A 23,533-nucleotide genomic window follows, 5' to 3' on the forward strand; every position below is an offset into this window, starting at 1 on the left:
GTGTTCCTCATTTGCTTCGCGTTAAATTCGCCCGGGTTATGCGTGGGGTTCGTGCCTTTGCCAGCGAACAGAGCCCGGCCACCGATGCTCACCCAAGCGCTCCTGGTTGATGACAGCCGCTCCGTCCTCAACTTTCTGAAACGCCATATCGAAGCCGAAGGCCGGGTCGAGGCCACGACCTTCCTCGATCCGGTGGAGGCGCTGGCCTGCGCGCGCGAGCGCGTCTTCGACCTCGTGCTGGTGGACTACGAGATGCCGCATATGGACGGCATCAGCTTCATTCGTGTCTTCCGGTCCCTGCCCGGCTGCGCCGACATCCCGATCGCGATGATCACCTCGCGGCAGACCGACGACCTCAAGATGGAAGCGCTGCAGGCAGGTGCAACCGATTTCCTGCCCAAGGCTCCGCAAAGCGTCGAGATGACGGTGCGCCTGCGGAATTTGATTCAGCTCGGTGCAGCCGTGCGCAAGCTCAACGATCGTGCCGCACATCTGGCCAGCGAAGTCGCGGCGGCCACGCGAATGCTCGGCGAGCGCGAGGAGGAGATCATCCTGCGCCTCGCACTCGCGGTCGAATACCGCGACAACGACACCGGCGAGCACACCCTGAGAGTCGCCCGCTATAGTCGCATCATCGCCGAGCAGCTCGGCCTGCCGGCCCGGCTCTGCCGCGACATCTATCTCGCCGCGCCGCTGCACGACGTCGGCAAGGTCGCCATTCCCGACAATATCCTGCTCAAGCCCGGCAGGCTCACCGACGAGGAGATGGCGGTGATCAGGACGCATGCCGCGATCGGCGAGCGGATCCTGGCGGACTCCGGCTGCGAACTGATCCAGCTCGGTGCACAAATTGCCGCAGGTCATCACGAGCGCTGGGACGGCGCGGGCTATCCGAGCGGCCTCAAAGCCGAATCGATTCCGATCGCCGCGCGCGTGGTCGCGGTCGCCGACGTCTTCGACGCCCTGACCACCCGGCGGCCTTACAAGGAGCCGATGCCGCTCGAGATGGCGCGCGACTACCTGGTGGAGAACAAGGGCCGGCAGTTCGATCCGGCCTGCGTCGAGGCCTTCCTGTCGCGCTGGGACGAGGTGATCGAGATTGCCGGCCAGCGGACGATCGCTTTTCAGAGGACCGAGGCTCCTCTTGCTCCCACTGTAGAGAGTGCGGGCCATCCGACCGCGGCCGTGCCGGCCGCCTGACGGGAGCAATCCGCCAACACCTTGCGACAGCTTGGTTTTTTCTCTGGTCGCCGGTTTGAACCGGTTGCTGCTAGAGTGGCACCAATCACTGAGTGATTCTGGTCACACTTATCCCGGGCAGCCCCTGCTAAGCATCGAACCGGGACCGGGCACCGGTAACATCGTCGAATTGGATGAGAACTCCCATGAGAAGCCTGATCGGCGCCTTTGTCGGCGCGTTCTGTCTTGCGGCCCCCGCTGTGGCGGAGACACCTGCCGCGATCGTCGAGGACGTCCAAGGCAAGGTCGATGGCGTCGCGTTCATGGACTATGTGGCGCCGGGCAAGATCATCAAGCTCGGGCCCAAGGCCAGCATCACGCTCAGCTACCTCAAATCCTGCCAGCGCGAGACCATCAGCGAGGGCGTCGTCCTTGTCGGGGCCGAGCAGAGCACCGTGCAGCTGGGCGAGATCAAACGCGAACAGGTGCCGTGCGATACCAATGCGGCAAGACTCCCGGAGCGCCAGGCGAACCAGAGCGCGGCGACGACCTTCCGCACCATGCGAGCTGATGCAAAGGGCGGTCCGGCCAAGCTGCCGACGCTCTACGGCGTCTCCCCGCTGGTGCAAGCCAAAGCCGGCAGCACGCTGGTGATCGAGCGCACCGACGGCAAGGAGCCCACGATCAGCGTATCGCTCAAGGGCGAGAACATGGTCGGCAACAAGTTCTATGATTTTGCCAAGGCCGGAAAGTCACTGACCCCGGGCGGCAGCTATCTCGCCATTGTCGGAGCCAAGCGCTACACCTTCCTGGTCGATGCCAGCGCCACCACCTCGCCGACCCCGATCATCGGCCGCCTGCTGCGTCTCGAATAGACGGCCTGCAACGGCGCGATGCGGCGGATCGGGGGACGGGACATCTTTGCAGCGATGCTGATTGCGCTCCTGGCGGGCGCGATCTTCACGTCCCCACCGCTCCAGACGCTGCAAGGCCTCTCGCTCGACATCCTCACGGCGCTGCGCGCCAAGCTGGTCGGCGAGCGCCGCGATCCCGCGACGTCGCCGGTGGTCGTGGTCGCCATCGACGGCGAGACCTACGACACGCCGCCCTTCAAGGGATCGCCGACGCAGACCTGGACGCGCGAGATCGGACGGGTGCTCGGCAGCATCACCGAGGGCGGCGCCAAGGTCATCGGCTACGACGTCATCTTTCCGAGCTCGATAGAGCAATCCGAGATTCCCTTTGGCGAGGCGCCGCTCGGCGCGCGCATGAGGGGGTTCGACCGGGACTATTTGATCGCGCTGCGACAGCTCTCCGACAGCGGCAAGCTGGTGCTCGGCGAGATCCTGAGCCACGACCATCCGGAGCGGCCCTACCGCGCGCAGCAATTGGCGGTGCGGACCAACATCCGCGCGCTCAACGTCCACACCGACGCGGACGATGTCATCCGCCGGATGCCGCTGAGTTTCTCCGTCGACGGCAAGCCGGTGCCCGCCATGGCCGTCGAGCTCGCCGCCCGCGCGCTCGGCGCAACGCCCGAGATCGCGGCGTCGGGTGCGACCGAACTGTCCGGCTATGCCATCCCGAGCGCGGTGCCGAACACGCTGACGCTCAACTTTCGTGGGCTGGGCCGTGACGTTCCGACCTTCTCCTTCGCCGACCTGCGCGCCTGCGTCGAGAAGGGCGACCGCGACTTCTTTCGCCGCGCCTTCGACGGCAAGGTCGTGCTGCTCGGCAGCGTCCTCAATTTCGACGACCGCAAGCTCACCTCGATGCGCCTGTCCGGCGGATATGACGGGACGCCGGGGGCGCGCTGCGCCCTGCCCGCGCCCGAGCGGGCCGCGCAACGCGCGCGCAGCGCCGTCGCGGGCGTCTTCGTGCATGCCACCGTCGTGCGCAACCTGATCGAGCGCGATGCGGTGACGGAGCTTGGCTTTCCCGCGCGGAGCATTCTCACGGTCGCGTTCGCGCTCGTCATTGCGTGCGTGGCCTGCATGCTCGCGCCGGGCGGCGCGCTGATGGCCTGGCTCGGCCTCACCGCGGTTTACGCCGCTATCGCGGTTGGAGCGTTCGTTCATGCACTCGCGCTGCCGCTGACCGAGCCCGCGCTCGCGAGCCTCGCCGCGCTCGCGATGATGATCGGCTACCGCTTCGTGCTGGCCGATCGTGACGAGCGTTTCCTGCGCCAGAGCTTCGCCTTCTATCTCGCCCCCGAAGTGATCGACACCATGGTGGCCTCCGGCAAGATGCCGGCGCTTGGCGGCGAGATGCGCAACGTCACCATGTTCTTCTCCGACCTCAGCGGTTTCTCCTCCATTGCAGAAACGATGACCCCGGGCGAGCTGGTGACGCTGATGAACGAATATCTGTCAGCTATGACCGACATCATCGAAGCCCATGGCGGCTATGTCGACAAATATATCGGCGATTCCATCGTCGCCATGTTCGGCGCCCCGGCCGACGATCCCGCACATGCGCGCAATGCAGTGCGTGCCGCACTGAAATGTCACCAGAAGCTCGCAGAGCTCAATGCCAGCCATCCCGCTTTCGCCGGCCACGGTCTGTCGCATCGCATCGGCCTCAACAGCGGCGAAGCCGTGGTCGGCAATATCGGCTCGCGCCGCCGCTTCAACTACACCGTCATGAGCGACACCGTGAACGTGGCCTCGCGGCTCGAAGGCGCCAACAAATATTACGCCACCGCGATCATGGCATCGGAAACCACGATGGCGCAGACCGGCGACACGTTCGCCTGGCGCGAGCTCGATGCGATCAGGGTGCAGGGACGCGGCGAGGCAATCAGGGTGTTCGAGCCGATGGCGGAGCAAGGCGCCGAGAGCGACTTGCAGGCGAAGGTGGCCGCAGCCTATGCCGAAGGGCTGGCCTGCTGGCGGACAAGGAATTTCGCCACCGCGGCGGAAGCGTTCGAGAAAGTGGCAAGCATCGATCCTGTCTCGTCCATGTTCGCGAAGCGCGCGCGGGCGTTCGCCACAAACCCGCCCCCGCCCGAATGGACGCCGGTCAATACGCTGGAAGGTAAGTAGCGACGACGGCCAAGCGCGCTGCCTTCCCCTCTCCCCTTATGGGAGAGGGTGGCTCGCCGCGCAGCGGCGAGACGGGTGGGGGGTACCTTTCCGCGCGTGAACCGCTCGCAGTGGAGTTCGCTGAAGCAACCCCTCATCTGGCGCTTCGCGCCACCTTCTCCCACAAGGGGAGAAGGAAAGGCACCATCGCGCGCTGCGAGATCATCCCGTTAAAACGGCAGTCCCACATAATTCTCCGCGAGCAGGCGCTGCGCCGTCTCGGACGACAGCAGATAGTCCAGCTCCGTCTGCTGCAGCCGATCCTCATAGTCGAGCCGGTCCGGGAAGCGGTGCAGCAGCATCGTCATCCACCAGGAGAAGCGCTGCGCCTTCCAGATCCGCGCGAGCGCCTTGGCGGAATAGCCGGCAAGGCCGGAATCGTCGCCGTTCTGGTAGTGCGCGAGCAGAGCGTGATAGAGATAATAGATGTCGGAGCCCGCGCTGTTGAGCCCGCGCGCGCCGGTCGGCGGCACGATATGCGCGGCATCGCCGGCGAGGAACAGGCGGCCATAGCTCATCGGTTCGGCGACGAAGCTGCGCAAGGGCGCGATGCTCTTCTCGATCGACGGACCCGTGGTCAGGCGATCGGCGACCTCCACCGGCAGGCGGCGCTTCAGCTCGGCCCAGAACGCGTCATCGCTCCAGTCCTCGACCTTGTCCGTCAGCGGCACCTCGACGTAATAGCGGCTCAGCACTTGGGAGCGCAGGGAGCAGAGCGCAAAGCCGCGCTCGTGCTTGACGTAGATCAGTTCGGGCGACACCGGCTTGGTGCGCGACAGCACCCCTAACCAACCGAACGGATAGACCTTCTCATATTCACGCAGCACGTCCTTCGGGATCGACCTGCGACTGACACCGTGAAAGCCGTCGGCGCCGACGATATAGTCGCAATCGACGCGGATCGTCTCACCGTTCGAGCGATAGGTGACATAGGGACGGTCCGACGTCAGATCGTGCGGCCTCACGTCTTCGGCATTGTGCACGACCTTGCCGCCCAGGCGGTCGCGCGCCTCGTAGAGGTCGCGCGTCAGCTCGGTCTGGCCGTAGACCAGCACCGAGTTGCCGCCGGAATGCTTGTGCAGATCGATCTTGGAGAGCACGCCGGCATGGGCGATTTCGAACCCGTGGTGGATTTCGCCCTCGCGGTCCATCCGCTCGCCGCACTGCGCCTCGCGCATCAGCTTGGCGAAGCCGTGTTCCAGCACGCCGGCGCGGATGCGGGCGAGCACATGCTCGCGGCTGTATTTCTCCAGCACGACCGTATCGATGCCCTGCAGATGCAGGAGTTGGGACAACAGCAGCCCTGACGGTCCGCCGCCGATGATACAGACCTGAACTTTCATTTTTGCGTCCTCCCGTCGGCACTTTTTTGCAGATCCAGCGCCGCGGACCGATGGAGGGTTTCGCCTTTGTCTTGTACTATTCGAACATGAGGAGCGCAGCCCCTGCCCCGGCGATCCGGGTCTACAATCTTTTCGGCGAGTCCGGCGATCTGCCCGATGTCGTGCATTGCGAGACCATCGCGTCGCGCTCGGTGCTGCACGACTGGACGCTGGCCGTGCACCGCCATGCCCGGCTGCATCAGGTGCTGCTGATCGAGCGCGGCGGGGGCGAGGCGACGCTCGACGGCCGCGTGGTGCCGCTCAAGCCGATGCAGATCGTCAACGTGCCGGTCGGCCATGTCCATGGCTTCCGCTTCGTGCCTGACACTCAAGGCTGGGTGCTGACCATCGCCGCGGAAATTCTCGACGAGACGCTGCTCGCCGCGGAAGGCTTGCGGGCTGCGTTGTCGCGATCGGCCGTTGTGCGCGGCACGCCGCAGATCCGCACCACCATGAAGCAGATCTTTGCCGAGCACGCCGCGCGCGATTTCGGCCGCGCGCATGTGCTGCGCGCCTTGTCCTCGGCCATGATCGGGCTGGTGGCGCGCGCCCTCACGAGCGAAAGCGGCGGCAACGGTTCGTCAGAAACCGGATTGTTCCGCCGCTTCGAAGCGCTGCTGGAGCAGCACCATCTGGAGCGCTGGAGCGTCGCCGACTATGCCGGGGAACTGTCGGTCACCCCGACGCATCTGAACCGGATCACGCGGGCGGCGACCGGCGACACCGCCTCGCACCTGATCCTCAACCGGCTGATCCGCGAGGCGCGGCGCAACCTCGTCTACACCAACCTGCCGGTCTCGACGATCGCCTATACGCTCGGCTTCGAGGACCCCGCCTATTTCAGCCGCGTCTATGCCGCGGCCACGGGCCTATCGCCGCGCGCTTTTCGGGCGCAGCTCCATGGCGAGGCGGCGAAATCGCGATAGACCTCGCTGCCACTTACCTTCGTATATAGGGTCCCATCCTTTGGATAGCGCCCGTTTACCTCCGTACAATTGAGCGGGGAGCGCGGCCGCCTTAGCGTGGCGGCATTCGGCGCCCTGGCGCTGGTGGCATGGGACCTCCCTAACCTTGGCGCAAGGCGGCCATACCTGTCCGGTCGTCTGCGCCGCTTTTTTCAGCAAGCCATCGGCGGCTTGAGTGTTGTGCCGTCGACATACCGCGCCCCGGCGACTGACCGGCGGCTTTCGTGCGGAACTGGGGATTTGAGCAGAATGCCTTCGATTGGGAAGATCGCACTCTTTATCGACGGCTCCAATCTCCATGCCACCGCCAAAGCGCTCGGCTTCGACATCGATTACAGGCGTCTGCTTGGTGAATTCCAAAGCCGAGGCACGTTGTTGCGGGCCTTCTACTACACGACCGTCGTCGAGGATCAGGAGTATTCGTCGATCCGCCCCTTGGTCGACTGGCTCGACTACAATGGATACACGGTCGTCACCAAGCTCACCAAGGAGTTCCTCGACGGCACGACCGGCCGCCGCAAATTGCGGGGCAGCATAAACGTCGAGCTTGCCGTAACCGCAATGGAGCTCGCCAGGCATGTCGATCAGATCGTGTTGTTCTCAGGGGACGGAGATTTCCGTTCGATGGTGGAAGCGTTGCAGCGCCGCGGTGTCCGCGTGACGGTCGTCTCCACGCTTTCCACTCAGCCCCCCATGATCGCTGACGACCTGCGCCGACAGGCTGACGTCTTCATCGATCTGGCAGAACTGAAGCCGCAAGTGGGCCGCGATCCGGCCGAGCGGCCAGTAGCGCGCGAGATGCGCAAGTTACCGCAATTCCTCCAGCGCGGAGCGATCAATCGCGACGACCGGGTGGAATGATCCCGGGACGGCAGCCGCGCTCACACGTCGAAGAACACCGTCTCGTCCGGCCCCTGCAAATTGATCGTGAAGGAATACACGATCTTGCCGGCGCGCTCGCTGCGCGCAGCCACCAGCGTCTTGCGGCGCACTGGCGGCTCGATCAGGTTGAGCACGGGGTCGGCGGCATTGGCGGCCTCCTCGTCCGAGAAATAGAGCCGCGTGTTCAGCCCGATATTGATGCCGCGCGCGACGATCCAGACATTGACGTGCGGCGCGCATTTGCGGCCGGCCCTGTCGGTGATCGCGCCGGGCTTGACGGTCTCGAAGGTCACGAGGCCGCTCTCGAAATCGGAGCCGGCGCGGCCCCAGCCGCGAAACCCTTGCTCCAGCGCACCCGCGGAGCGGTCGGCCGGATGGTTGTAGCGGCCGACCGCATTGGCCTGCCAGATCTCAAGCAGCACGTCGCGGAGCGGCGTGCCGGTGCCGTCGAGCACCTTGCCTTCCAGCGTGATGTGCTCGCCCTTGGTGCCCGGCGTCACCAGGACATTCGAGAAGTTCTTCTCGAAGATGTCGAAGCCGGCCATCGCCGGGATCAGGCCGATATGGACGTAGGGACCGGCGGTTTGCGAGGCGGTTTCCTTGAGGTAGTTGAGCGGCTGTGGCATTGCTCAGTTTCCTTCGGAGCGATTTTCGAAATAAGTGGAGCGCTGGCCGCGTAGCACGATGTCGAAGCGGTAGGCGAGCGAGTCGAACGGCGTCGAGGCGTTGAGATCGAGCGGCGCCACGAGACGGTCGAGCGCGTCCTTGTCCGGGATCGTGGTCAGGATCGGGCAGACCGGGATCAGGGGATCGCCCTCGAAATACATCTGCGTGATCAGCCGCTGCGCGAAGCCCGAGCCGAACACGGAGAAATGGATGTGGGCGGGGCGCCAGCTGTTGACGAAGTTGCGCCAGGGATAGGGGCCCGGCTTCACCGTACGGAAATAGTAGTAGCCGGTGTCGTCGGTGAGCGCGCGGCCGCAGCCGCCGAAATTCGGATCAACCGGCGCCAGATAGGTGTCCTTCTTGTGCCGGTAACGGCCGCCGGCATTGGCCTGCCAGAACTCGACCAGCGTGTTCGGCACGCCGCGGCCGGTCTCGTCCAGCACGCGGCCGTGGACGATGATGCGCTCGCCGACGGGGTCGCCGTCCTTGGCGTAGTTGCGGATCAGATCGTTGTCGAGCGGGCCGAGATCGTTGTGGCCGAACACTGGGCCCGTGATCTCCGAGACTGAATTCTCCAGCGACAACAACGCCTGACGCGGCGAGCGAAGCACCGAGGATTTGTAGCCGGGCGCATGCGCCGGCGGATGGATGGAACGATCGCGCTGGAAGAAGCCGCCGTCCCGCGGCGTGAACGGCTCGGGGCGGTTGAGGCGGGGATCCTGCAGGGCTGGCGCCTGGGCGTTCATCGGCGTTGTCTCTCCCTCTGGCGCCCATCCGGGCGCTCGGCTTGTCGAGAGATCATGGGACGATCTATTCTCAAGATAAATAGATCGATTATAATGAATTACATGAAGGAAATCGATCATTTGGCTCTCGATGGCCACGCCTTGGAGCTGTTCCTCGCCGTGCTGGAAGAAGGCTCGGTAACCGCGGCGGCCACGCGGCTCGGCCTGACGCAATCGGCCGTCAGTCACGCCCTAAACAAGCTGCGGCGGATCGCAGGCGATCCGCTGTTCGCCAAGTCCGGCCGCGGCATCGTCGCAACCGCCCATGCCCAGGCGCTGGCCGGCAAGGCTCGCGCCCTGATCGACGAGATGCGCAGCTTTGCCGGTGGCACTGCGTTCGAGCCGCCGCGCGCGCAGCTCTCGCTGACGGTCGCCGCGAACGACTTCCAGCGCGACCTGCTGCTGCCGCGGTTCTTCGATCATGTCGCCGCGCAAGTGAAGAGCCTGAATTTGCGCGTGATCCCCTCGCAATCGCCCTCGCCCGCGATGCTGCGTGAAAACCGCTGCGATCTGCTAATCACGCCACTGCCGCCGTCCGGTGTCGACATCGTGCAGAAGCGACTCCTGAGCGATCACTACGTCTGCTACTACGACGCCAAGGCGCGCAACGCGCCGGCCGGCCGCGGCGCGTATCTCGCGGCGCGCCACATCACCGTGGTCTATACCGACAACGAGCGGCTCGACTTCGATCGCCGGCTCGCCGCCAACGGATTCCACCGCGACATCGCGATCTCGGTGCCGAGCTTTTCCGGCGTGCCGTCGTTTCTGCGCGGCTCGCAAATGCTCGCGAGCATGCCGAGCCTGCTCGCCTCCGGCGTGATGCGCGGCTTCGCGCAAGCGCGGATTCCGCTGGCGTCCCGCACGCGAACGCTGGCCGAGCTGCCGATGTTCATGGTCTGGCACCAGCGCTATCAGAAGGACCCGGCTCATCGCTGGATCAGGAGCCAGCTCGAGACCGTCGCCGCGACGGCGGCCGCCTGAGCGACGGAGCCCGCGCCTGCGGAAAACCTAAATCCCGCCAAACCCACTGGTTGCGCAGGGGCGGCCACGCTAAAATCGCCCCATGACAGTGACCGACATTGCGAGCCGAACCTACAATCACAGCTGGCGGCTGGATCCGATCATCCGCAGCCTGCTTGATACTGATTTCTACAAGCTGTTGATGTTGCAAATGATTCGGGAAGATTACCCGGATCAGCAGGTGACCTTCTCGGTCATCAACCGCTCGCGCCATGTCCGTCTCGCCGAGATCATCGACGAGGGCGAGCTGCGCGCCCAGCTCGACCATGCCCGCACCATCCGCTTCACCAAGAAGGAGCTGATCTGGCTTGCCGGTAACACCTTCTACGGCAAGACCCACATGTTCTCGGCGGACTTCATCCGCTGGCTGGCTGAATTCCGACTGCCCGAATACGAGCTGCGCAAGGTCGAAGGCCAGTACGAGCTGCATTTCCACGGCCCCTGGGCGCACACCACGATGTGGGAGATTCCGGCGCTCGCGATCCTCAACGAGCTGCGCTCGCGCGCGGCGATGAAGGGCCGCGGCCGCTTCGAGCTCGACGTGCTCTACGCCCGCGCCAAGGCCAAGCTGTGGACCAAGGTGGAGCGGCTGCGCAGGCTGGAAAATCTGCGGCTGTCCGACTTCGGCACCCGCCGCCGCCACGGCTTCCTGTGGCAGCGCTGGTGCGTCGAGGCGGTCAAGGAAGGCCTTGGCTCGTCCTTCATCGGCACCTCGAACGTGCTGCTCGCGATGGACAACGACCTCGAGGCCATCGGCACCAACGCGCATGAGCTGCCGATGGTCGCGGCCGCGCTCGCCAGGGACGACGAGGAATTGCGCTGGGCGCCTTATCGCATCCTCGACCAATGGCGCCAGACCTACGGCGGCAATCTGCTGATCGCGCTGCCCGACGCCTTCGGCACGAAAGCCTTCCTGCGCGATGCGCCGGAATGGGTCGCCGACTGGACCGGCTTCCGACCCGATAGCGCGCCGCCGATCCAGGCCGGCGAGGAGATCATTGCCTGGTGGCAGAAGAAGGGCCGCAACCCCAAGGACAAGCTCCTCGTCTTTTCCGACGCGATGGACGTCGGCTCGATCGAGGAGACCTATCACCACTTCGCCGGCCGGGTGCGGCTCTCGTTCGGCTGGGGCACAAACCTCACCAACGATTTCGTCGGCTGCGCGCCGGACGGCTCGTTCAATCTCGATCCGATCTCGCTGGTCTGCAAGGTGTCGTCGGTCGACGGCCAGCCGGCCGTCAAGCTCTCCGACAATCCGGAAAAGGCGACCGGCCTGCCCTCGGAGATCGAGCGTTACCTGCGCGTGTTCGGCGATGCCGGCCGCGTGCGCAAGCCGGTGCTGGTGTAGCAGCAAGCACACCAGACTCTCTCGACGACGGAGATCGTGTAGCGCTCATCCGCCGTCATTGCGAGGAGCTCGCGACAAAATTGCGAAGCAATTTTGCGCCGACGCGACGAAGCAATCCCGACTGCCTCAGCTGAACGGTGTGGATTGCTTCGCTGCGTTCGCAATGACGAGCATTGTTAGCCGATATCGGGCAAACTGCGATTTCGCGGCATTTGAAACGATCTGCGCACATCCACGTCACATTACTTTCACCGTCCGGCACGGTCCCCCGCGCTTTTCAGGTCGAGTTAAGCAACCATGCGCTCTACTTCGCGTTGCAGGCGCGACGCTCCGTTGGGATCGTTGATCGATTTGGGGAACGCAGGGTGTTTCGCAGAACCGCGACGTCGCCGAAGGGCGACAGCTTCCTTCACGTCATCAAGCTTGTCTCGCCTTTCGTGATGGTCGTCCTGCTCCAGGCGGCAATCGCGGGATTCAGCCTCGAGGTGATGTCGTCGGTCCGTGCCTATGTGGCGGGCGAGGCGCTGTGGTCGCGCTCGCAGAAGAACGCCGTCTATTTCCTCAACCGCTACCTGCATTCAGGCGAGCCAAGCCAGTTCGCGCAATATCAGGCCTCCCTTGCCGTCCCCATCGGCGACGAGTTCGCGCGCTGGGCGCTCGAGCGCGACCCGGTCGACGCCGAAGCTGCTCGCATCGGCTTCCTGCAAGGCGGCAACCATCCCGAGGACGTGCCGGGACTGATCTGGCTATTTCGCTACTTCAACCGCGTCAGCTTCCTCCAGGACGCAATCCGCGAATGGGCTGCCACCGATCCCATGCTGCTGGAGCTGAGCGTGTTCGGGGAGGTTATCCGGTCCGAGCTCCAGAACGGGCCCATTCAGGACGTCAAACGCCTGCAAGTCCTGTCCGCGCGGCTCTCCGAGCTCAACGCACAATTCACGGTGCACGCCAACAGGTTCTCCACCGTGCTCGGCGAAGGCTCCCGCACGATCAAAGTGACGCTGACCTTTATCAACATCGCCACCGCCGCGATGCTGATCCTGCTTCTGATCTGGCACACGCGACGCCTGGTGCAGCAACGACAGGCCTTCGAGGACGCCCTGCATGCCGAGAAGGAGCGCCTGGCCTGGCAGGCCTCGCACGACTGGCTGACGGGTCTCGCCAATCGCCGCGCCTTCGAGGCGCGCCTGCAAAGCGAGCTGGACAACGTTGCGGCCGGTCCGCTCGGACTGATCCTGCTCGACCTCGACGAGTTCAAGAGCGTCAACGACGGCTTCGGCCATCTCGCCGGCGACCGCCTGCTCTGCCAGATCTCAAACCTGCTGCAACGGGACCGGCGGCCGCATGATCTGGTGGCCCGGCTCGGCGGCGACGAATTCGGCCTGATCCTGCCGCAGTGCTCGCCGATCGATGTCATGGATCTCGCCGAGCAGCTGCGCCGGTCACTCGAGCTGTTCAATTTCGCCTGGGACGATCGTTGCTTCGCGGTGACCGCCAGCATCGGTGTCGCTTGCATCGCCGACCGCAGCATCACGCTCGAGGATGCCATGCGGCGGGCCGATGCCGCCTGCTACCGCGCCAAGGAAAAGGGACGCAACCGCGTTCAGGTCGATCGCGGACGAGCGGAGGTCGTCGTCGTGGGGCCACGCCCGCGCGAGGCCGTCGCGGCGCGAGGCTGAAGCGCTCACTTGGGACGCCGCAGAGGCAAAATGCCGAGGCCGGCGAGATGGGCGTCGACGAACTGCTCGATCTGCTGGTGCAGCATCTGCGGCGGCACGGCCACCATGCGCTCCTCGAGGCCGAGCGAGATGATGCCATGCACCGCGGAAAACAGCGTGCGCGACAGCAGCGCGATCTTCACGTCATCCGCGTCCGGCAATAGCCGCACCAGGGGTGGATGCATCAGCGCGAACGCATCCATGACCATCTGGAGGATGTCGTCCGGATAAGGACGATCGTCCTCCATCCGGTGCTCGAACAGCGACCGCAGCAGGTTGGCGTGGCCTGCAAAGAAGTCGAGATAGGTCGCGGCAAGACCATAGAGTTGGCGGACGGGATCCTCGGCAGGAACGGCGCGGAGCTGCGCTGTGAGCGCCTGAACCGTCTCCCGATTGACGGTCAGGATGACCCCGTCGAAGTCGCCGAACTCATTATAGACGCTGCCGACCGAACAGCCGGCGGCCTCCGCGACGTCACGAACCTTCAATGATCTCAATCCCTTAGACGAGATAATGCCGCGGGCGATCTCCACGATCTGGAGCCGCCGCCGATTTTTTTTCTGCTCCCGCAGCGATTCTTCTTGAACATTGTTCATTTTCAAGCTACTCATGTGAACATTGTTCAATTTAACCTGGAGACCTGCAAAATGCAAACCCTTGCTGTTGATATCGCCTTCACCTTCGTCGATGACGCCACCGCTCTCGTGACCGGCCTCGGCCGGGCCCTGCTGCGGTTCGCCATGACCCCGATCGATCGGATCGCCAATGCCTGCGACATCGCCGGCGTGCTCGCCGAGCGGCGGGCGACCTTCCGGATGTGGCGGGCGAGCCGTGCGCGTGCGCGTCACGACGGCCGCCGGTTCAGCCTGCTCGGCCGCTTCTCGCCCTTTCGCCACCTTGCCCATCTTACCTGAGGCGCACAGCTGCCACGTTCCGATCGGCTCGAATGCAAGATCCGGTTGCAAGGAAGGAATTACCATCTCCGGACATTCGCAGCCGATCCCATGAGTCTTGGCGATGCGGTTTAGCTTTTCCTCATCGCCCCACGCGATACCCCGCCGAGCACGACCATTCCGCCCGCACGGCGGCCACGACCAGATATTTGCGAACCTTACGAGACCGGATGGAGACCAACAGGATCAGAGGGATCGAGGGGACAGAGCAGCCGGTGACCACCGCCGCACTGGCATTTGTTCGTCCCATATCCTTCCGGTCGTGACGCTCCACAGACACCGTAACGAACCTCAGGCTGCCTTTTACAAACAGGACTAGTCATGATCAGGGAATTGATGTCTTCACGCCGTTTCGCGCCACTGTTCTGGGCGCAATTCTTCTCGGCGCTCAATGACAACGTGCTCAAGAACGCGCTTGTCATCATCCTGCTCTACAGTGCCGCGACCGGCCACGGCGATGCCCTGGTGACGGTGGCAGGCGCCGTCTTCATCTTCCCCTATTTCATCCTGTCCGGGCTCGGCGGCCAGCTCGCCGACAAATACGTCAAATCCGTCGTCGCACGGCGGCTCAAATTCGTCGAGATCTTCGCCGCCTGCTTTGCCGCGGCCGGCTTCTTCCTGCATTCGGTGCCGCTGCTGTTCGCGGCGCTCGCTTTGTTCGGCACCATCGCCGCCCTGTTCGGCCCGGTCAAATACGCCATGCTGCCGGACCAGCTCGAGCTCGGCGAACTCGCGACCGGCAACGCGCTGGTCGAAGGCGCAACCTTCATGGCCATCCTGCTCGGCACCGTCGCCGGCGGCCAGTTCGTGGCCGGCTCCGCACATATGGGCTGGGTCGCATCGGCCGTGGTCGCGCTGGCGCTGTTGTCGTGGGCGTTCGCCGCTCGCATTCCGCAGACGACGCCCTCGGCACCCGACCTGCGCGTCGATGCCAATCCCTGGACCTCGACGCTCAGCCTGTTGAAGACATTGCATGCCGATCACCGGCTGTGGGACGGCACCGTGATCGTCTCCTGGTTCTGGCTGGTCGGTGCGATCGTGCTGTCGCTGCTGCCGGCGCTGGTCAAGGACGTCGTCGGCGGCACCGAAGGCGTGGTGACGCTGTGCCTTGCGATCTTCGCGATCGGCATCGCCATCGGCTCGCTGTTCGCCGCCAGCCTGAGCCATGTTCGCCCGAACCTCGCGCTGGTGCCGATCGGCGCCATCATCATGGGCTGTGCCGGCCTCGATCTGGCCTGGGCCATCGGCGTGACCGCCAAGGGCCAGGACATCACCGCAGGCAGTTTCGCGACCTCGTTCGCCGGCCTGCGCATGATGCTCGACTTCGTCGCCTTTGCCTTCGGCGGCGGCCTGTTCGTCGTGCCCTCCTTTGCCGCCGTGCAGGCCTGGTCGGTGCCGTCCGAACGCGCCCGCATCATCGCCGCCGGCAACGTGATGCAGGCCGCCTTCATGGTAGCAGGCTCGCTGTTCGTCGCGTTGCTGCAGGCGGCGGGATTGCATGTCGGCTGGATCTTCTTCGGCCTCGGCGTCGCCAGCTTCGGCGCGGTGTGGTTCGTCCTCACCAAATGGGGCAAGGAAGGCGTGCGCGATGCCGGCGGCCTCTTGTTCCGCGCGCTGTTCCGCACCGAGGTGCGCGGGCTCGAGAATCTCCCGCCTGCGGGCACGCGCATGCTGATCGCGCCCAACCATGTCAGCCTGATCGACGGCCCTCTGCTGCACGCCGTGCTGCCGATCGACGCCAGCTTCGCCGTGGATACCGGCATCTCCAAGGCCTGGTGGGCCAAGCCTTTCCTGCGCGCGGTCAAGCACTACACCATGGATCCGAGCAAGCCGCTCGCCGCACGCGACCTGATCAAGCTCGTCGCCGCGGGCGAGCCCGTCGTCATCTTCCCGGAAGGACGCATCACCGTCTCCGGCTCGCTGATGAAGGTCTATGACGGCACCGCGATGATCGCGGACAAGGCTGACGCCGTGGTCGTGCCGGTGCGCATCGAAGGCGCGCAGCGCTCGCATCTCAGCTATCTCAACAGCAGTCAGGTCAAGCGCTCCTGGTTCCCGCGCGTCACGGTCACCATCCTGCCGCCGGTCAAGCTACCGGTCGATCCGGCGCTGAAGGGCAAGGCCCGCCGCAACGCCGCGGGCGCCGCGCTCCAGGACGTGATGATCGACGCGATGGTCAAGAACGCCATGCTCGATCACACCCTATTCGAAGCGCTCGGTCACGCCTATCGCGACCGCGACACCGGCAAGGTCATCATCGAGGATGCGCTCGGCACCAAGCTGACCTATCGCAAGCTGATCCTCGGCGCGCAGGTCCTGAGCCGCAAGCTCGAGGCCGGCACCGCGGCCGGCGAGAATGTCGGCGTGCTGCTGCCGAACTCGGCCGGCGTTGCCGTCGTCTTCATGGCGCTGCAGAATAGCGGCCGCGTCCCGGCAATGCTCAACTTCTCCGCCGGTCCGGTCAATGTCCTCGCCGCCATGAAGGCCGCGCAGGTCAAGACCGTGCTGACCTCGAAGGCCTTCATCGAGAAAGGCAAGCTCGACAAGCTGATGACCGCGATCTCCGCGGAGGCGCACGTGGTCTATCTCGAGGACGTCCGTGCCTCGATCGGCATCGCCGACAAGATCAAGGGCCTGCTTGCCGGCACGACGCCGCGCGTCGCCCGCCAGGCCAACGATCCCGCCGTGGTGCTGTTCACGTCGGGCTCGGAAGGCACGCCGAAAGGCGTGGTGCTGTCCCACCGCAACATCCTCGCCAATGCGGCGCAGGCGCTGGCGCGGGTCGACGCCAACGCCAATGACAAGGTGTTCAACGTGCTGCCGGTGTTCCATTCGTTCGGACTGACCGGCGGAATGATGATGCCGCTGCTGGCGGGCATTCCGATCTACATGTATCCCTCGCCGCTGCATTACCGGATCGTGCCCGAGCTGATCTACCAGACCGGCGCCACGATCCTGTTCGGCACCGACACGTTCCTCACCGGCTATGCCCGCTCGGCGCATGCCTACGACTTCCGCACCCTGCGCCTCGTGATCGCCGGCGCGGAGGCGGTCAAGGACCGCACCCGCCAGGTGTTCATGGAGCGCTACGGCATCCGCATTCTCGAAGGCTACGGCGTCACCGAGACGGCGCCCGTGCTGGCGATGAACACGCCGATGGCGAACCGTCCCGGCACCGTCGGCCGCCTCTCGCCGCTGATGGAAAGCCGCCTCGATCCGGTCCCCGGCATCGAGGAAGGCGGCCGACTCTCGGTGCGCGGACCGAACGTGATGCTCGGATATCTCAGGGCTGAGAATCCCGGCGTGCTCGAAAAGCTGCCCGAAGGCTGGCACGACACCGGCGACATCGTCGCGATCGACGCGGCCGGCTTCATCACCATCAAGGGCCGCGCCAAGCGCTTTGCCAAGATCGCGGGCGAAATGGTCTCGCTGTCGGCGGTCGAAGCCATCGCCGCGTCGCTATGGCCGCAGGCAGCCTCCGTCGCCGTGTCGATCCCCGACCAGCGCAAGGGCGAACGCATCGTGCTGCTGACGACGGAGAAGAATGCCGAGCGCAGCGCAATGCAGGCCCAGGCCAAGGCGATCGGCGCATCCGAGCTGACGGTGCCCGCGACGATCATGGTGGTCGACAAGGTGCCGCTGCTCGGCACCGGCAAGACCGATTATGTCACGGCCACGACGATGGCCCGCGAGCAGGCATCCCCGCCGGAGCGCGAGGTGGCGTAAGGGTTACGACCGTCGCACCGGCATATGCCCGGTGCGACGGTCCATCATTTGAGCAGAAGATAACGGACCGGGTTGTCCTCGCACTGGCCCGCGCCGCACTCCAGCACGGTGGACAGGAGATTTGCGGCGACCAGCAGGGTGAAGATCGCGAACGCCGCGTTGGACGCCGGCCCGCCCATCGTCGCATCTCCGTCCCGTTCGCCAGCTACATCCTTCAGGACGAGGACCAACGCGACATAGCAGACCACCCCGACCGCCGCGATGAGCGCCCAGGTGTAGAAGTGCAGCCCGAACAGCGTCGAGCCGTAGCCGGGATCGCCGGGGGCGAGATGCAGCGACACCTGCCGCAACGAGATGAAGCCGGTGATGACGCCGGCTATGAGGATCATCGCGTAGTGCGAGCGTCGTTCGCCGAGGCGCAGGTTGAACAGGAAGCCCATGCCGATCGCGATGAACCCGGCCCTTTGCAACAGGCAGAGCGGGCACGGCAATTCGCCGAGCGCAAGTTGATAATAGAACGCGACCGCCAGGATCGAAGAGATCCCGAGCAGTCCCAGCATGTTCAGGATCGCGCCGACCGATCGGTGTCCGCCCATTGTCGTTTCCATCTATCGCGCGGTCAGAACGAGAACTTGAGCGGATCGGTCGCATGATGGAAGAACCAGGCGACGGTGATGGCGATCGTTGCGGTCCAGAGCGCATAGCTCAGGCCTGCGCGCGAACGCCAGGCGCAGGTGCAGCCCGCCAGCGCCAGCAGAAAGGGCAGAAACATGTACATGAGCGCGGGCTCCTTGGCGCGATTCGCAAACCCTCGCGAACGGCTCAAGGGATAAATCAGCGCCACACGGCCCTCAAGAGCCGGCTTCGCTCCGCCGCTCCTGCGCGTAGCGCACCAGGGCCGCGAAGCGATAGATGCCGTGCACGAACTTGCCATAGGGCATGGTGACGAACAGCGCGAACACCGCGCCGAGATGCAGCGCCAGCAGCGGCCCCATTGCAGGGGTCTCGCGCAGGAGCAAAAGCGCCATGCCCGTGAGACCGGTCAGAAACAGCATGGCGATGAAGCCGACATCCATGCCGTATCTGGATTCATCGAGCAGCGCGCGATCGCGCCGCATCTTGGCCATGAACAGGCCGATCGGCCCGACGATGAGGCCGACGCCGCCGAGCGTGCCCAGCACCACGGGCAGGTCCCACCACGGATACGGCGCCTCGCGACCGAGCAGATAATGATAGAGCGTCGCGACCGATGTCGCGGCAAAGCAGAGCATGAAGCCGTAGAACGTCAGGTGGTGATAGAGCTTGCGCCGGTCCGTCGGCTTGTCGTCCTCATTGTAGCAGCCGACGCCACCGCCATGGAGATAGCGCAGCTCGCCGGCATCGCGGATCGCCTGGACGATCGAGCCGCCGTCGGCGCGGCCGCCTACGGGTGGACCGATGTCGCGCCAGAAGGCGCGCACGCTCATGATCAGCGCAAAGACGGCATAGAGAAAGGCGGCACTAAACAGCGCGGCCATGACATTATGCGGCATCAGCTTGTAGAACGCGCCGGGGCCGGTGTGCACGCCGAACAGCACGCTGCGGTCGTTCAGGGCCGCGAAGCCGAGGATGAACGCGGCCATGCTGAGTGCAGCGACGATGCTGATGACGAGGCCGTTCCGCGCAAATGTGCCTGAGAGCGCCCGCGGCCAGGCATAGGCTGCATAGGACTCTGCGCGCGCCACCGCCAGCGTCTTCGGAACGTTGACGTTGAACTCGTGCGGCGGCGAGAACTGGCAGTCGACATAGCAGGCGCCGCAGCCGTGGCAGAGATTGGCGAGATAGTTGAGGTCTCCGTCGGAAAAGGCGCGGCGCATCTCCATGGCGGGGAACACCGCGCACAGGCCCTCGCAATAGCGGCAGGAATTGCAGACCGTCATCAGCCGGTCGGCTTCGTCGAGGATTCTAGTTCCGTGCATGTTTTGCCGCTTCCCGTCCCGCGATCCGTCCGAACACGCTGCCGATGGTCATGCCCATGCCGGCCGCATAGCCCTTGCCGAGCACGTTGCCAGCCATGATCTCGCCGGCCGCGAACATGTTTGCCGATGGCTTGCCGTCCGCCATCAGCATCCGCGCCTCCTTGTTCACGCGCGTGCCGAGATAGGTGAAAGTGATGCCGGGCCGCACGGGATAGGCGAGATAAGGCGGCGTCTCGATTTTGCGCGCCCAATGGGTCTTGGGCGGCGTGATGCCCTCGGTCACGCAGTCGTCCAGGATCGTATGATCAAAGGTCCCGGGCCGCACCGCGGCGTTGAACTCCGTGATGGTCTTTTCCAGAGCAGCCGGATCGAGTTCTAGCTTGCCGGCAAGTTCGGCCACCGTCTGTCCGGCGATCGGCGGGAACAGGGTCGGCATGAAGCTCGTGACGACGGTCGAGTCGAAGATGATGTACGCGATCTGGTCCGGCTGCGCCGCCACCAGCCGGCCCCAGATGGCATAGCGCTTCGGCCAGATGTCCTCGCCCTCATCGTAGAAGCGCTGGGCGTGCTTGTTGACGACGATGCCGAACACCACGGAGTCATGCCGCGTGATGATGCCGCCGTCGAATTTCGGCGCGCGGGCGTCGATCGCCACCGCATGGCACTGGGTGGGATCGCCGACCTCCTGCACGCCCTTGTCGAGCAGCATCTTCAGGATCGAGCCGCGGTTATAGGGCGTGCCGCGGATCAGGAAGTTGTCGGCGGCCTCACCCCAATATTGCTTGAGCCATTCGATGTTGGCTTCGAATCCGCCGGCCGCCGCGACCAGCGAGGTGGCACGAATCTCGGTCTCGCCGTTGATCGGCCGCTTGAGGCGTGCGGCCAGGAACATGCCGTCCTCGATCACGAGATCGATGACTTCGGCATCGTATGCGACTTCGACGCCGAGCCACTCCGCGGTGAGGTAGAGCGCGTTCAGCATCGCCCGGCCGCCGCCGAGAAAGAAGGAATTGGTGCGGCCGAGGCTGAGCGTGCCGCCGAGCGAGGGCTGCCAGCGAACGCCCTGCTCCACGATCCAGTTCAGGATGTCCTTGGACTCCCGGATCATATGACGGGCCAGCACCTCGTCAGTCTGACCGCCGGTCACGCGCAGCAGATCCTCCCAAAACTCCTCCTCGGTATAGGGGCCGGTGAGGATTTCGGTGGCGGCATCATGGGCGCAGCGCATGTTGCGGGTGTGGCGGGTGTTGCCTCCGCGATAGAATTTTGGCGCGCCTTCGAGCACGAGCACCGACGCGCCGCTGCGGCGCGCCGCGATCGCCGCGCACAGCGCCGCGTTGCCGCCGCCGATCACCAGGACATCGTACTTGTTATTCATGTCGTCTGCCCGATGGCACGCGAATTAGAGACATTCTCCGTCAGCAGCCTCAATCCAGTCATGTCCGACATTGCGTACTTTTGTATACAAAGATATACATAAGCCGTGCAAGCGGCGTCTCTGCATGGGCAGGATGCGCATCGAGGGATCATGGCCAGACGCCCGGCAAAAGCAGGTGGATCGCTCGCGCGCGGTGGCGGCGTCGCCTTGGGCGAAGCCGTGTTCCGGTCGCTGTGCGAGGCGCTCCAGGCCGGCAGCTACCGGGCCGGCGACCGCCTGCGCGAGGAAGAGGTCGCGCAGCGACTGAAGGTGAGCCGCACACCGGTTCGCGAAGCCCTGGGGCGCCTCGCCGCGCGCGGCTTCGTCGAGCCTGCCGGCGGCCGCGGGCTGATCGTCCGCAATCTCGACATCTCCGAGGTGCTCGAGCTCTACGCCATGCGCGAAATCATGGAAGGCGCTGCCGCGCGCCTCGCCGCCGAGCACGCCTCTGCCACCGAGATCGATGCGCTCAGGGATATCGAGCAGGCCTTCGTCGAGGCGTCCGAGACCGAGGCGGCTGAGATGGCGCGGCTCAACCGCGCCTTCCATGAGGCTATCTGCCGTGCCGCCCGCAACCGCTATCTCGACAACGCCTCGCGGGAACTGCAGGACTGGATCGCGCTGCTCGGCCCGACCACCTTCACCGTGTCAGGCCGCCCGACGACCAGTCACGGCGAGCATCGGAAGATCATCGATGCGATCGCTGCGCGCAACGGCGACAAGGCCGAACTGCTCGCGCGCGCGCATATTCGCGAGGCGCTGCGTTGCCGGCTCAAGCTGTTGCAGAAGCAATAGACGACTATCGCCTGGCCTTGCGCGCGGGACGCGCCTCTTCAGCCGGCGCCGGCAGAGCTTTGTCGAGCAGCTCGGTCGGACCGCCGAGCGCGCGCGTCAGGCGGATCGCGGCTTTCAGCAACAGCGACGTCATCGATTTGATGTTGTCCCGCGTGAAGCGCGGCTTCGGCCCCGAGAGCGACAAGGCACCGGCGCATTTGCCGCCAGGACCGAACACCGGGCAGGCCAGCCCGGCGCAATCGGGATCGCGCTCGCCGAAAGACACTGCGATGCAGCCCTCTCGGATCTCGTCGTAGCCCTCGCCCTTCTCTTCGTCGAAAGCGAGGATGACCCGGCCGGCGGCGCCGCGGTCGAGCGGCAGCAGCATGCCAGCCTCGACCCGGTCGAGCGTCGAATGCTGGGAATCGACGCGAAAGACACAGAGCCGGCGCTTGGCATCATGCCGGACGTGGAACGACGGGCTCTCGGTGCCATCAGCTACGAGCTGGCGCAACAGCGGCACCACCCGGTCATGCAGATTGTTGCTCCGCTGATAGACCGCGCCGAGCCGGAAGGGCGTCGGGCCGAGATGATAGCGACCATCGGCGAACTGCACGAGATAGCCGAAATCCTGGAGCGACGTCATCAGCCGCAACAGCGTGCTCTTGTACATCTTGGTACGCCGGGCGAGTTCCGCCAGCGTCATCGGCTCCGGCGCATCCTCGAAGGCCGCCAGGATGCTCAGAGCGCGGTCGACGGCTGCGACGCCGGGCGAAGGCATGGGGTCTCCTATTGCGGAAATCCGGAGGGATCGATGAGCTTTGCGATGACCGGAAAATACGCATCGCCCATGCCCTTGTCGATCGTCTCCTGGAAGATCGTGCGCATCAGCGCAGCGCCCCGCAGGTTAAGCCCGGCCTGCGCACCCAGCTCCAGCGCGTAGGAAAGGTCCTTCATGGCGTATTCGGTCGAGAAGGCGCGCAGCGGAAACTCCTTGGCGACGATCGCCTTCATGCCGTGATTGCGCAGCGCAAAACTGTCCGCCGATCCCTTGGACAGCGTCTCCAGCAACAGCTTCGGCTCGACGCCGCTGTGCTTGGCGATCGCAACCGCCTCTGCCAGGGCATTGACGGTCTCGAACAGCACCATGTTGTTGAGGATCTTCGTCACCTGCCCCGCGCCGGTCCCGCCGCAAAGGGTGACATCGGTCGCGAAATGCCGGATCAGCGGCTCGACCGCCGCGAACTGCTGTTCTGTCGCGCCGACCATGACGCTGAGCGTGCCATCCTGCGCCGCCTGGCGGGTTCGCGCGATCGGCGCATCGATCCAGAGCGCGCCCTTGTCCGAAAGCTGCCTGGCGAAGGAACGCGTCTGGCCGACGTCGGACGTGCCGAGATCGATCACGGTCTGACCGTGCTTGATCACCGGCAGGATGCCCTCGAAGACCGACATCACGTGCTTGGCGCTGGGCAGGCACAGGAAGATCGTCTCTGCGCCGGCGACGAGATCCCCGACCGACTTCGCCGCCGTCGCTCCGTCGGCAACGATCCGCGCCAGCGGCTCCGCGGCGAGATCGAACGCAAGCACCGCCCGGCCGCTCTTGCGCAACAGGTTGCGGCAGATCGGCTCGCCCATGACGCCAAGACCGATGAACCCAATCGAACCAGACATTCCTTA

General features: G+C 65.0%; 20 protein-coding genes. 10 read left to right on the forward strand and 10 right to left on the reverse strand.

All coding sequences use genetic code 11. The annotated features are described in order from the left end of the window. Window positions 1-84 precede the first annotated feature (84 nt). The 3 genes from BCCGELA001_RS28390 to BCCGELA001_RS28400 all read left to right on the forward strand — a co-directional run bounded on the left by BCCGELA001_RS28390 (window position 85) and on the right by BCCGELA001_RS28400 (window position 4,223). Entirely contained in the window at window positions 85-1,200 is a 1,116-nt protein-coding gene (locus BCCGELA001_RS28390) for an HD domain-containing phosphohydrolase (protein ID WP_008557615.1), read from the forward strand. Window positions 1,201-1,385: 185 nt separating this feature from the next. After that, on the forward strand, window positions 1,386-2,054 hold the full coding sequence (locus tag BCCGELA001_RS28395) for a hypothetical protein (protein ID WP_060736832.1): 669 nt from the start codon (window positions 1,386-1,388) through the stop codon (window positions 2,052-2,054). A gap of 18 nt (window positions 2,055-2,072) precedes the next feature. After that, a complete protein-coding gene (locus BCCGELA001_RS28400; protein WP_060736833.1) occupies window positions 2,073-4,223 on the forward strand; it encodes an adenylate/guanylate cyclase domain-containing protein in 2,151 nt (716 codons plus the stop codon). A 209-nt stretch (window positions 4,224-4,432) separates the two neighbouring features. Here the strand turns inward: BCCGELA001_RS28400 and pobA are convergent, their stop codons facing one another. Then, complete coding sequence (gene pobA, locus BCCGELA001_RS28405) at window positions 4,433-5,605, reverse strand: 4-hydroxybenzoate 3-monooxygenase (protein WP_060736834.1); 1,173 nt, start codon at window positions 5,603-5,605, stop codon at window positions 4,433-4,435. 50 nt (window positions 5,606-5,655) lie between these two features. On the opposite strand from pobA, the gene BCCGELA001_RS28410 reads away from it, so the two are divergent. Together BCCGELA001_RS28410 and BCCGELA001_RS28415 are read left to right on the forward strand one after the other, a co-directional pair. Further along, window positions 5,656-6,570 carry a helix-turn-helix domain-containing protein gene (locus tag BCCGELA001_RS28410; protein WP_060736835.1) on the forward strand — a complete coding sequence of 305 codons (915 nt, stop codon included), beginning with the start codon at window positions 5,656-5,658 and terminating at the stop codon, window positions 6,568-6,570. 288 nt (window positions 6,571-6,858) lie between these two features. Further along, on the forward strand, window positions 6,859-7,470 hold the full coding sequence (locus BCCGELA001_RS28415; RefSeq protein ID WP_008557644.1) for a LabA-like NYN domain-containing protein: 612 nt from the start codon (window positions 6,859-6,861) through the stop codon (window positions 7,468-7,470). A gap of 20 nt (window positions 7,471-7,490) precedes the next feature. On the opposite strand, the gene pcaG is transcribed toward BCCGELA001_RS28415, so the two are convergent. Continuing rightward, a complete protein-coding gene (pcaG, locus tag BCCGELA001_RS28420; protein WP_008557645.1) occupies window positions 7,491-8,117 on the reverse strand; it encodes a protocatechuate 3,4-dioxygenase subunit alpha in 627 nt (208 codons plus the stop codon). Between the two features lie 3 nt (window positions 8,118-8,120). Beyond that, entirely contained in the window at window positions 8,121-8,903 is a 783-nt protein-coding gene (pcaH, locus tag BCCGELA001_RS28425) for a protocatechuate 3,4-dioxygenase subunit beta (RefSeq protein ID WP_060736836.1), read from the reverse strand. Window positions 8,904-8,996: 93 nt separating this feature from the next. Between pcaH and BCCGELA001_RS28430 the strand changes: the two genes are divergently transcribed. The 3 genes from BCCGELA001_RS28430 to BCCGELA001_RS28440 all read left to right on the forward strand — a co-directional run bounded on the left by BCCGELA001_RS28430 (window position 8,997) and on the right by BCCGELA001_RS28440 (window position 12,989). After that, window positions 8,997-9,923: a LysR family transcriptional regulator gene (locus BCCGELA001_RS28430; protein ID WP_008557671.1), complete on the forward strand. Its 927-nt coding sequence runs from the start codon at window positions 8,997-8,999 to the stop codon at window positions 9,921-9,923. An 82-nt stretch (window positions 9,924-10,005) separates the two neighbouring features. Then, window positions 10,006-11,310: a nicotinate phosphoribosyltransferase gene (gene pncB / locus BCCGELA001_RS28435; RefSeq protein WP_060736837.1), complete on the forward strand. Its 1,305-nt coding sequence runs from the start codon at window positions 10,006-10,008 to the stop codon at window positions 11,308-11,310. A gap of 365 nt (window positions 11,311-11,675) precedes the next feature. Then, on the forward strand, window positions 11,676-12,989 hold the full coding sequence (locus tag BCCGELA001_RS28440) for a GGDEF domain-containing protein (protein WP_008557686.1): 1,314 nt from the start codon (window positions 11,676-11,678) through the stop codon (window positions 12,987-12,989). 5 nt (window positions 12,990-12,994) lie between these two features. On the opposite strand, the gene BCCGELA001_RS28445 is transcribed toward BCCGELA001_RS28440, so the two are convergent. Continuing rightward, a complete protein-coding gene (locus BCCGELA001_RS28445) occupies window positions 12,995-13,624 on the reverse strand; it encodes a TetR/AcrR family transcriptional regulator (RefSeq protein WP_008557687.1) in 630 nt (209 codons plus the stop codon). 678 nt (window positions 13,625-14,302) lie between these two features. On the opposite strand from BCCGELA001_RS28445, the gene BCCGELA001_RS28455 reads away from it, so the two are divergent. Then, complete coding sequence (locus tag BCCGELA001_RS28455) at window positions 14,303-17,707, forward strand: acyl-[ACP]--phospholipid O-acyltransferase (protein ID WP_060736838.1); 3,405 nt, start codon at window positions 14,303-14,305, stop codon at window positions 17,705-17,707. A gap of 44 nt (window positions 17,708-17,751) precedes the next feature. Here BCCGELA001_RS28455 and BCCGELA001_RS28460 read toward each other — a convergent pair whose 3' ends face one another. The 4 genes from BCCGELA001_RS28460 to tcuA form a co-directional block, all read right to left on the reverse strand. Then, the gene (locus BCCGELA001_RS28460; RefSeq protein WP_144441515.1) at window positions 17,752-18,303 is read right to left on the reverse strand and encodes a disulfide bond formation protein B; all 552 of its coding nucleotides are present in this window, start codon (window positions 18,301-18,303) and stop codon (window positions 17,752-17,754) included. 23 nt (window positions 18,304-18,326) lie between these two features. Next, complete coding sequence (locus BCCGELA001_RS38515) at window positions 18,327-18,485, reverse strand: DUF5993 family protein (protein WP_193409743.1); 159 nt, start codon at window positions 18,483-18,485, stop codon at window positions 18,327-18,329. Window positions 18,486-18,558: 73 nt separating this feature from the next. Next, the gene (gene tcuB, locus BCCGELA001_RS28465; protein ID WP_008557701.1) at window positions 18,559-19,665 is read right to left on the reverse strand and encodes a tricarballylate utilization 4Fe-4S protein TcuB; all 1,107 of its coding nucleotides are present in this window, start codon (window positions 19,663-19,665) and stop codon (window positions 18,559-18,561) included. Continuing rightward, window positions 19,652-21,043: an FAD-dependent tricarballylate dehydrogenase TcuA gene (tcuA, locus tag BCCGELA001_RS28470; protein ID WP_060736840.1), complete on the reverse strand. Its 1,392-nt coding sequence runs from the start codon at window positions 21,041-21,043 to the stop codon at window positions 19,652-19,654. The genes tcuB and tcuA overlap by 14 nt, the downstream gene beginning before the upstream one ends. A gap of 150 nt (window positions 21,044-21,193) precedes the next feature. On the opposite strand from tcuA, the gene BCCGELA001_RS28475 reads away from it, so the two are divergent. Further along, window positions 21,194-21,877: a GntR family transcriptional regulator gene (locus BCCGELA001_RS28475; protein WP_008565782.1), complete on the forward strand. Its 684-nt coding sequence runs from the start codon at window positions 21,194-21,196 to the stop codon at window positions 21,875-21,877. Window positions 21,878-21,881: 4 nt separating this feature from the next. Here BCCGELA001_RS28475 and BCCGELA001_RS28480 read toward each other — a convergent pair whose 3' ends face one another. Together BCCGELA001_RS28480 and BCCGELA001_RS28485 are read right to left on the reverse strand one after the other, a co-directional pair. Further along, entirely contained in the window at window positions 21,882-22,637 is a 756-nt protein-coding gene (locus BCCGELA001_RS28480) for an IclR family transcriptional regulator (RefSeq protein WP_060736841.1), read from the reverse strand. Between the two features lie 8 nt (window positions 22,638-22,645). Further along, window positions 22,646-23,527, reverse strand: a complete 882-nt coding sequence (locus BCCGELA001_RS28485; RefSeq protein WP_083543409.1) for an NAD(P)-dependent oxidoreductase — start codon at window positions 23,525-23,527, stop codon at window positions 22,646-22,648. Window positions 23,528-23,533: the final 6 nt, after the last annotated feature.

This window comes from Bradyrhizobium sp. CCGE-LA001 (assembly GCF_000296215.2).
In the GTDB taxonomy this organism is placed as follows: Bacteria; Pseudomonadota; Alphaproteobacteria; order Rhizobiales; family Xanthobacteraceae; genus Bradyrhizobium.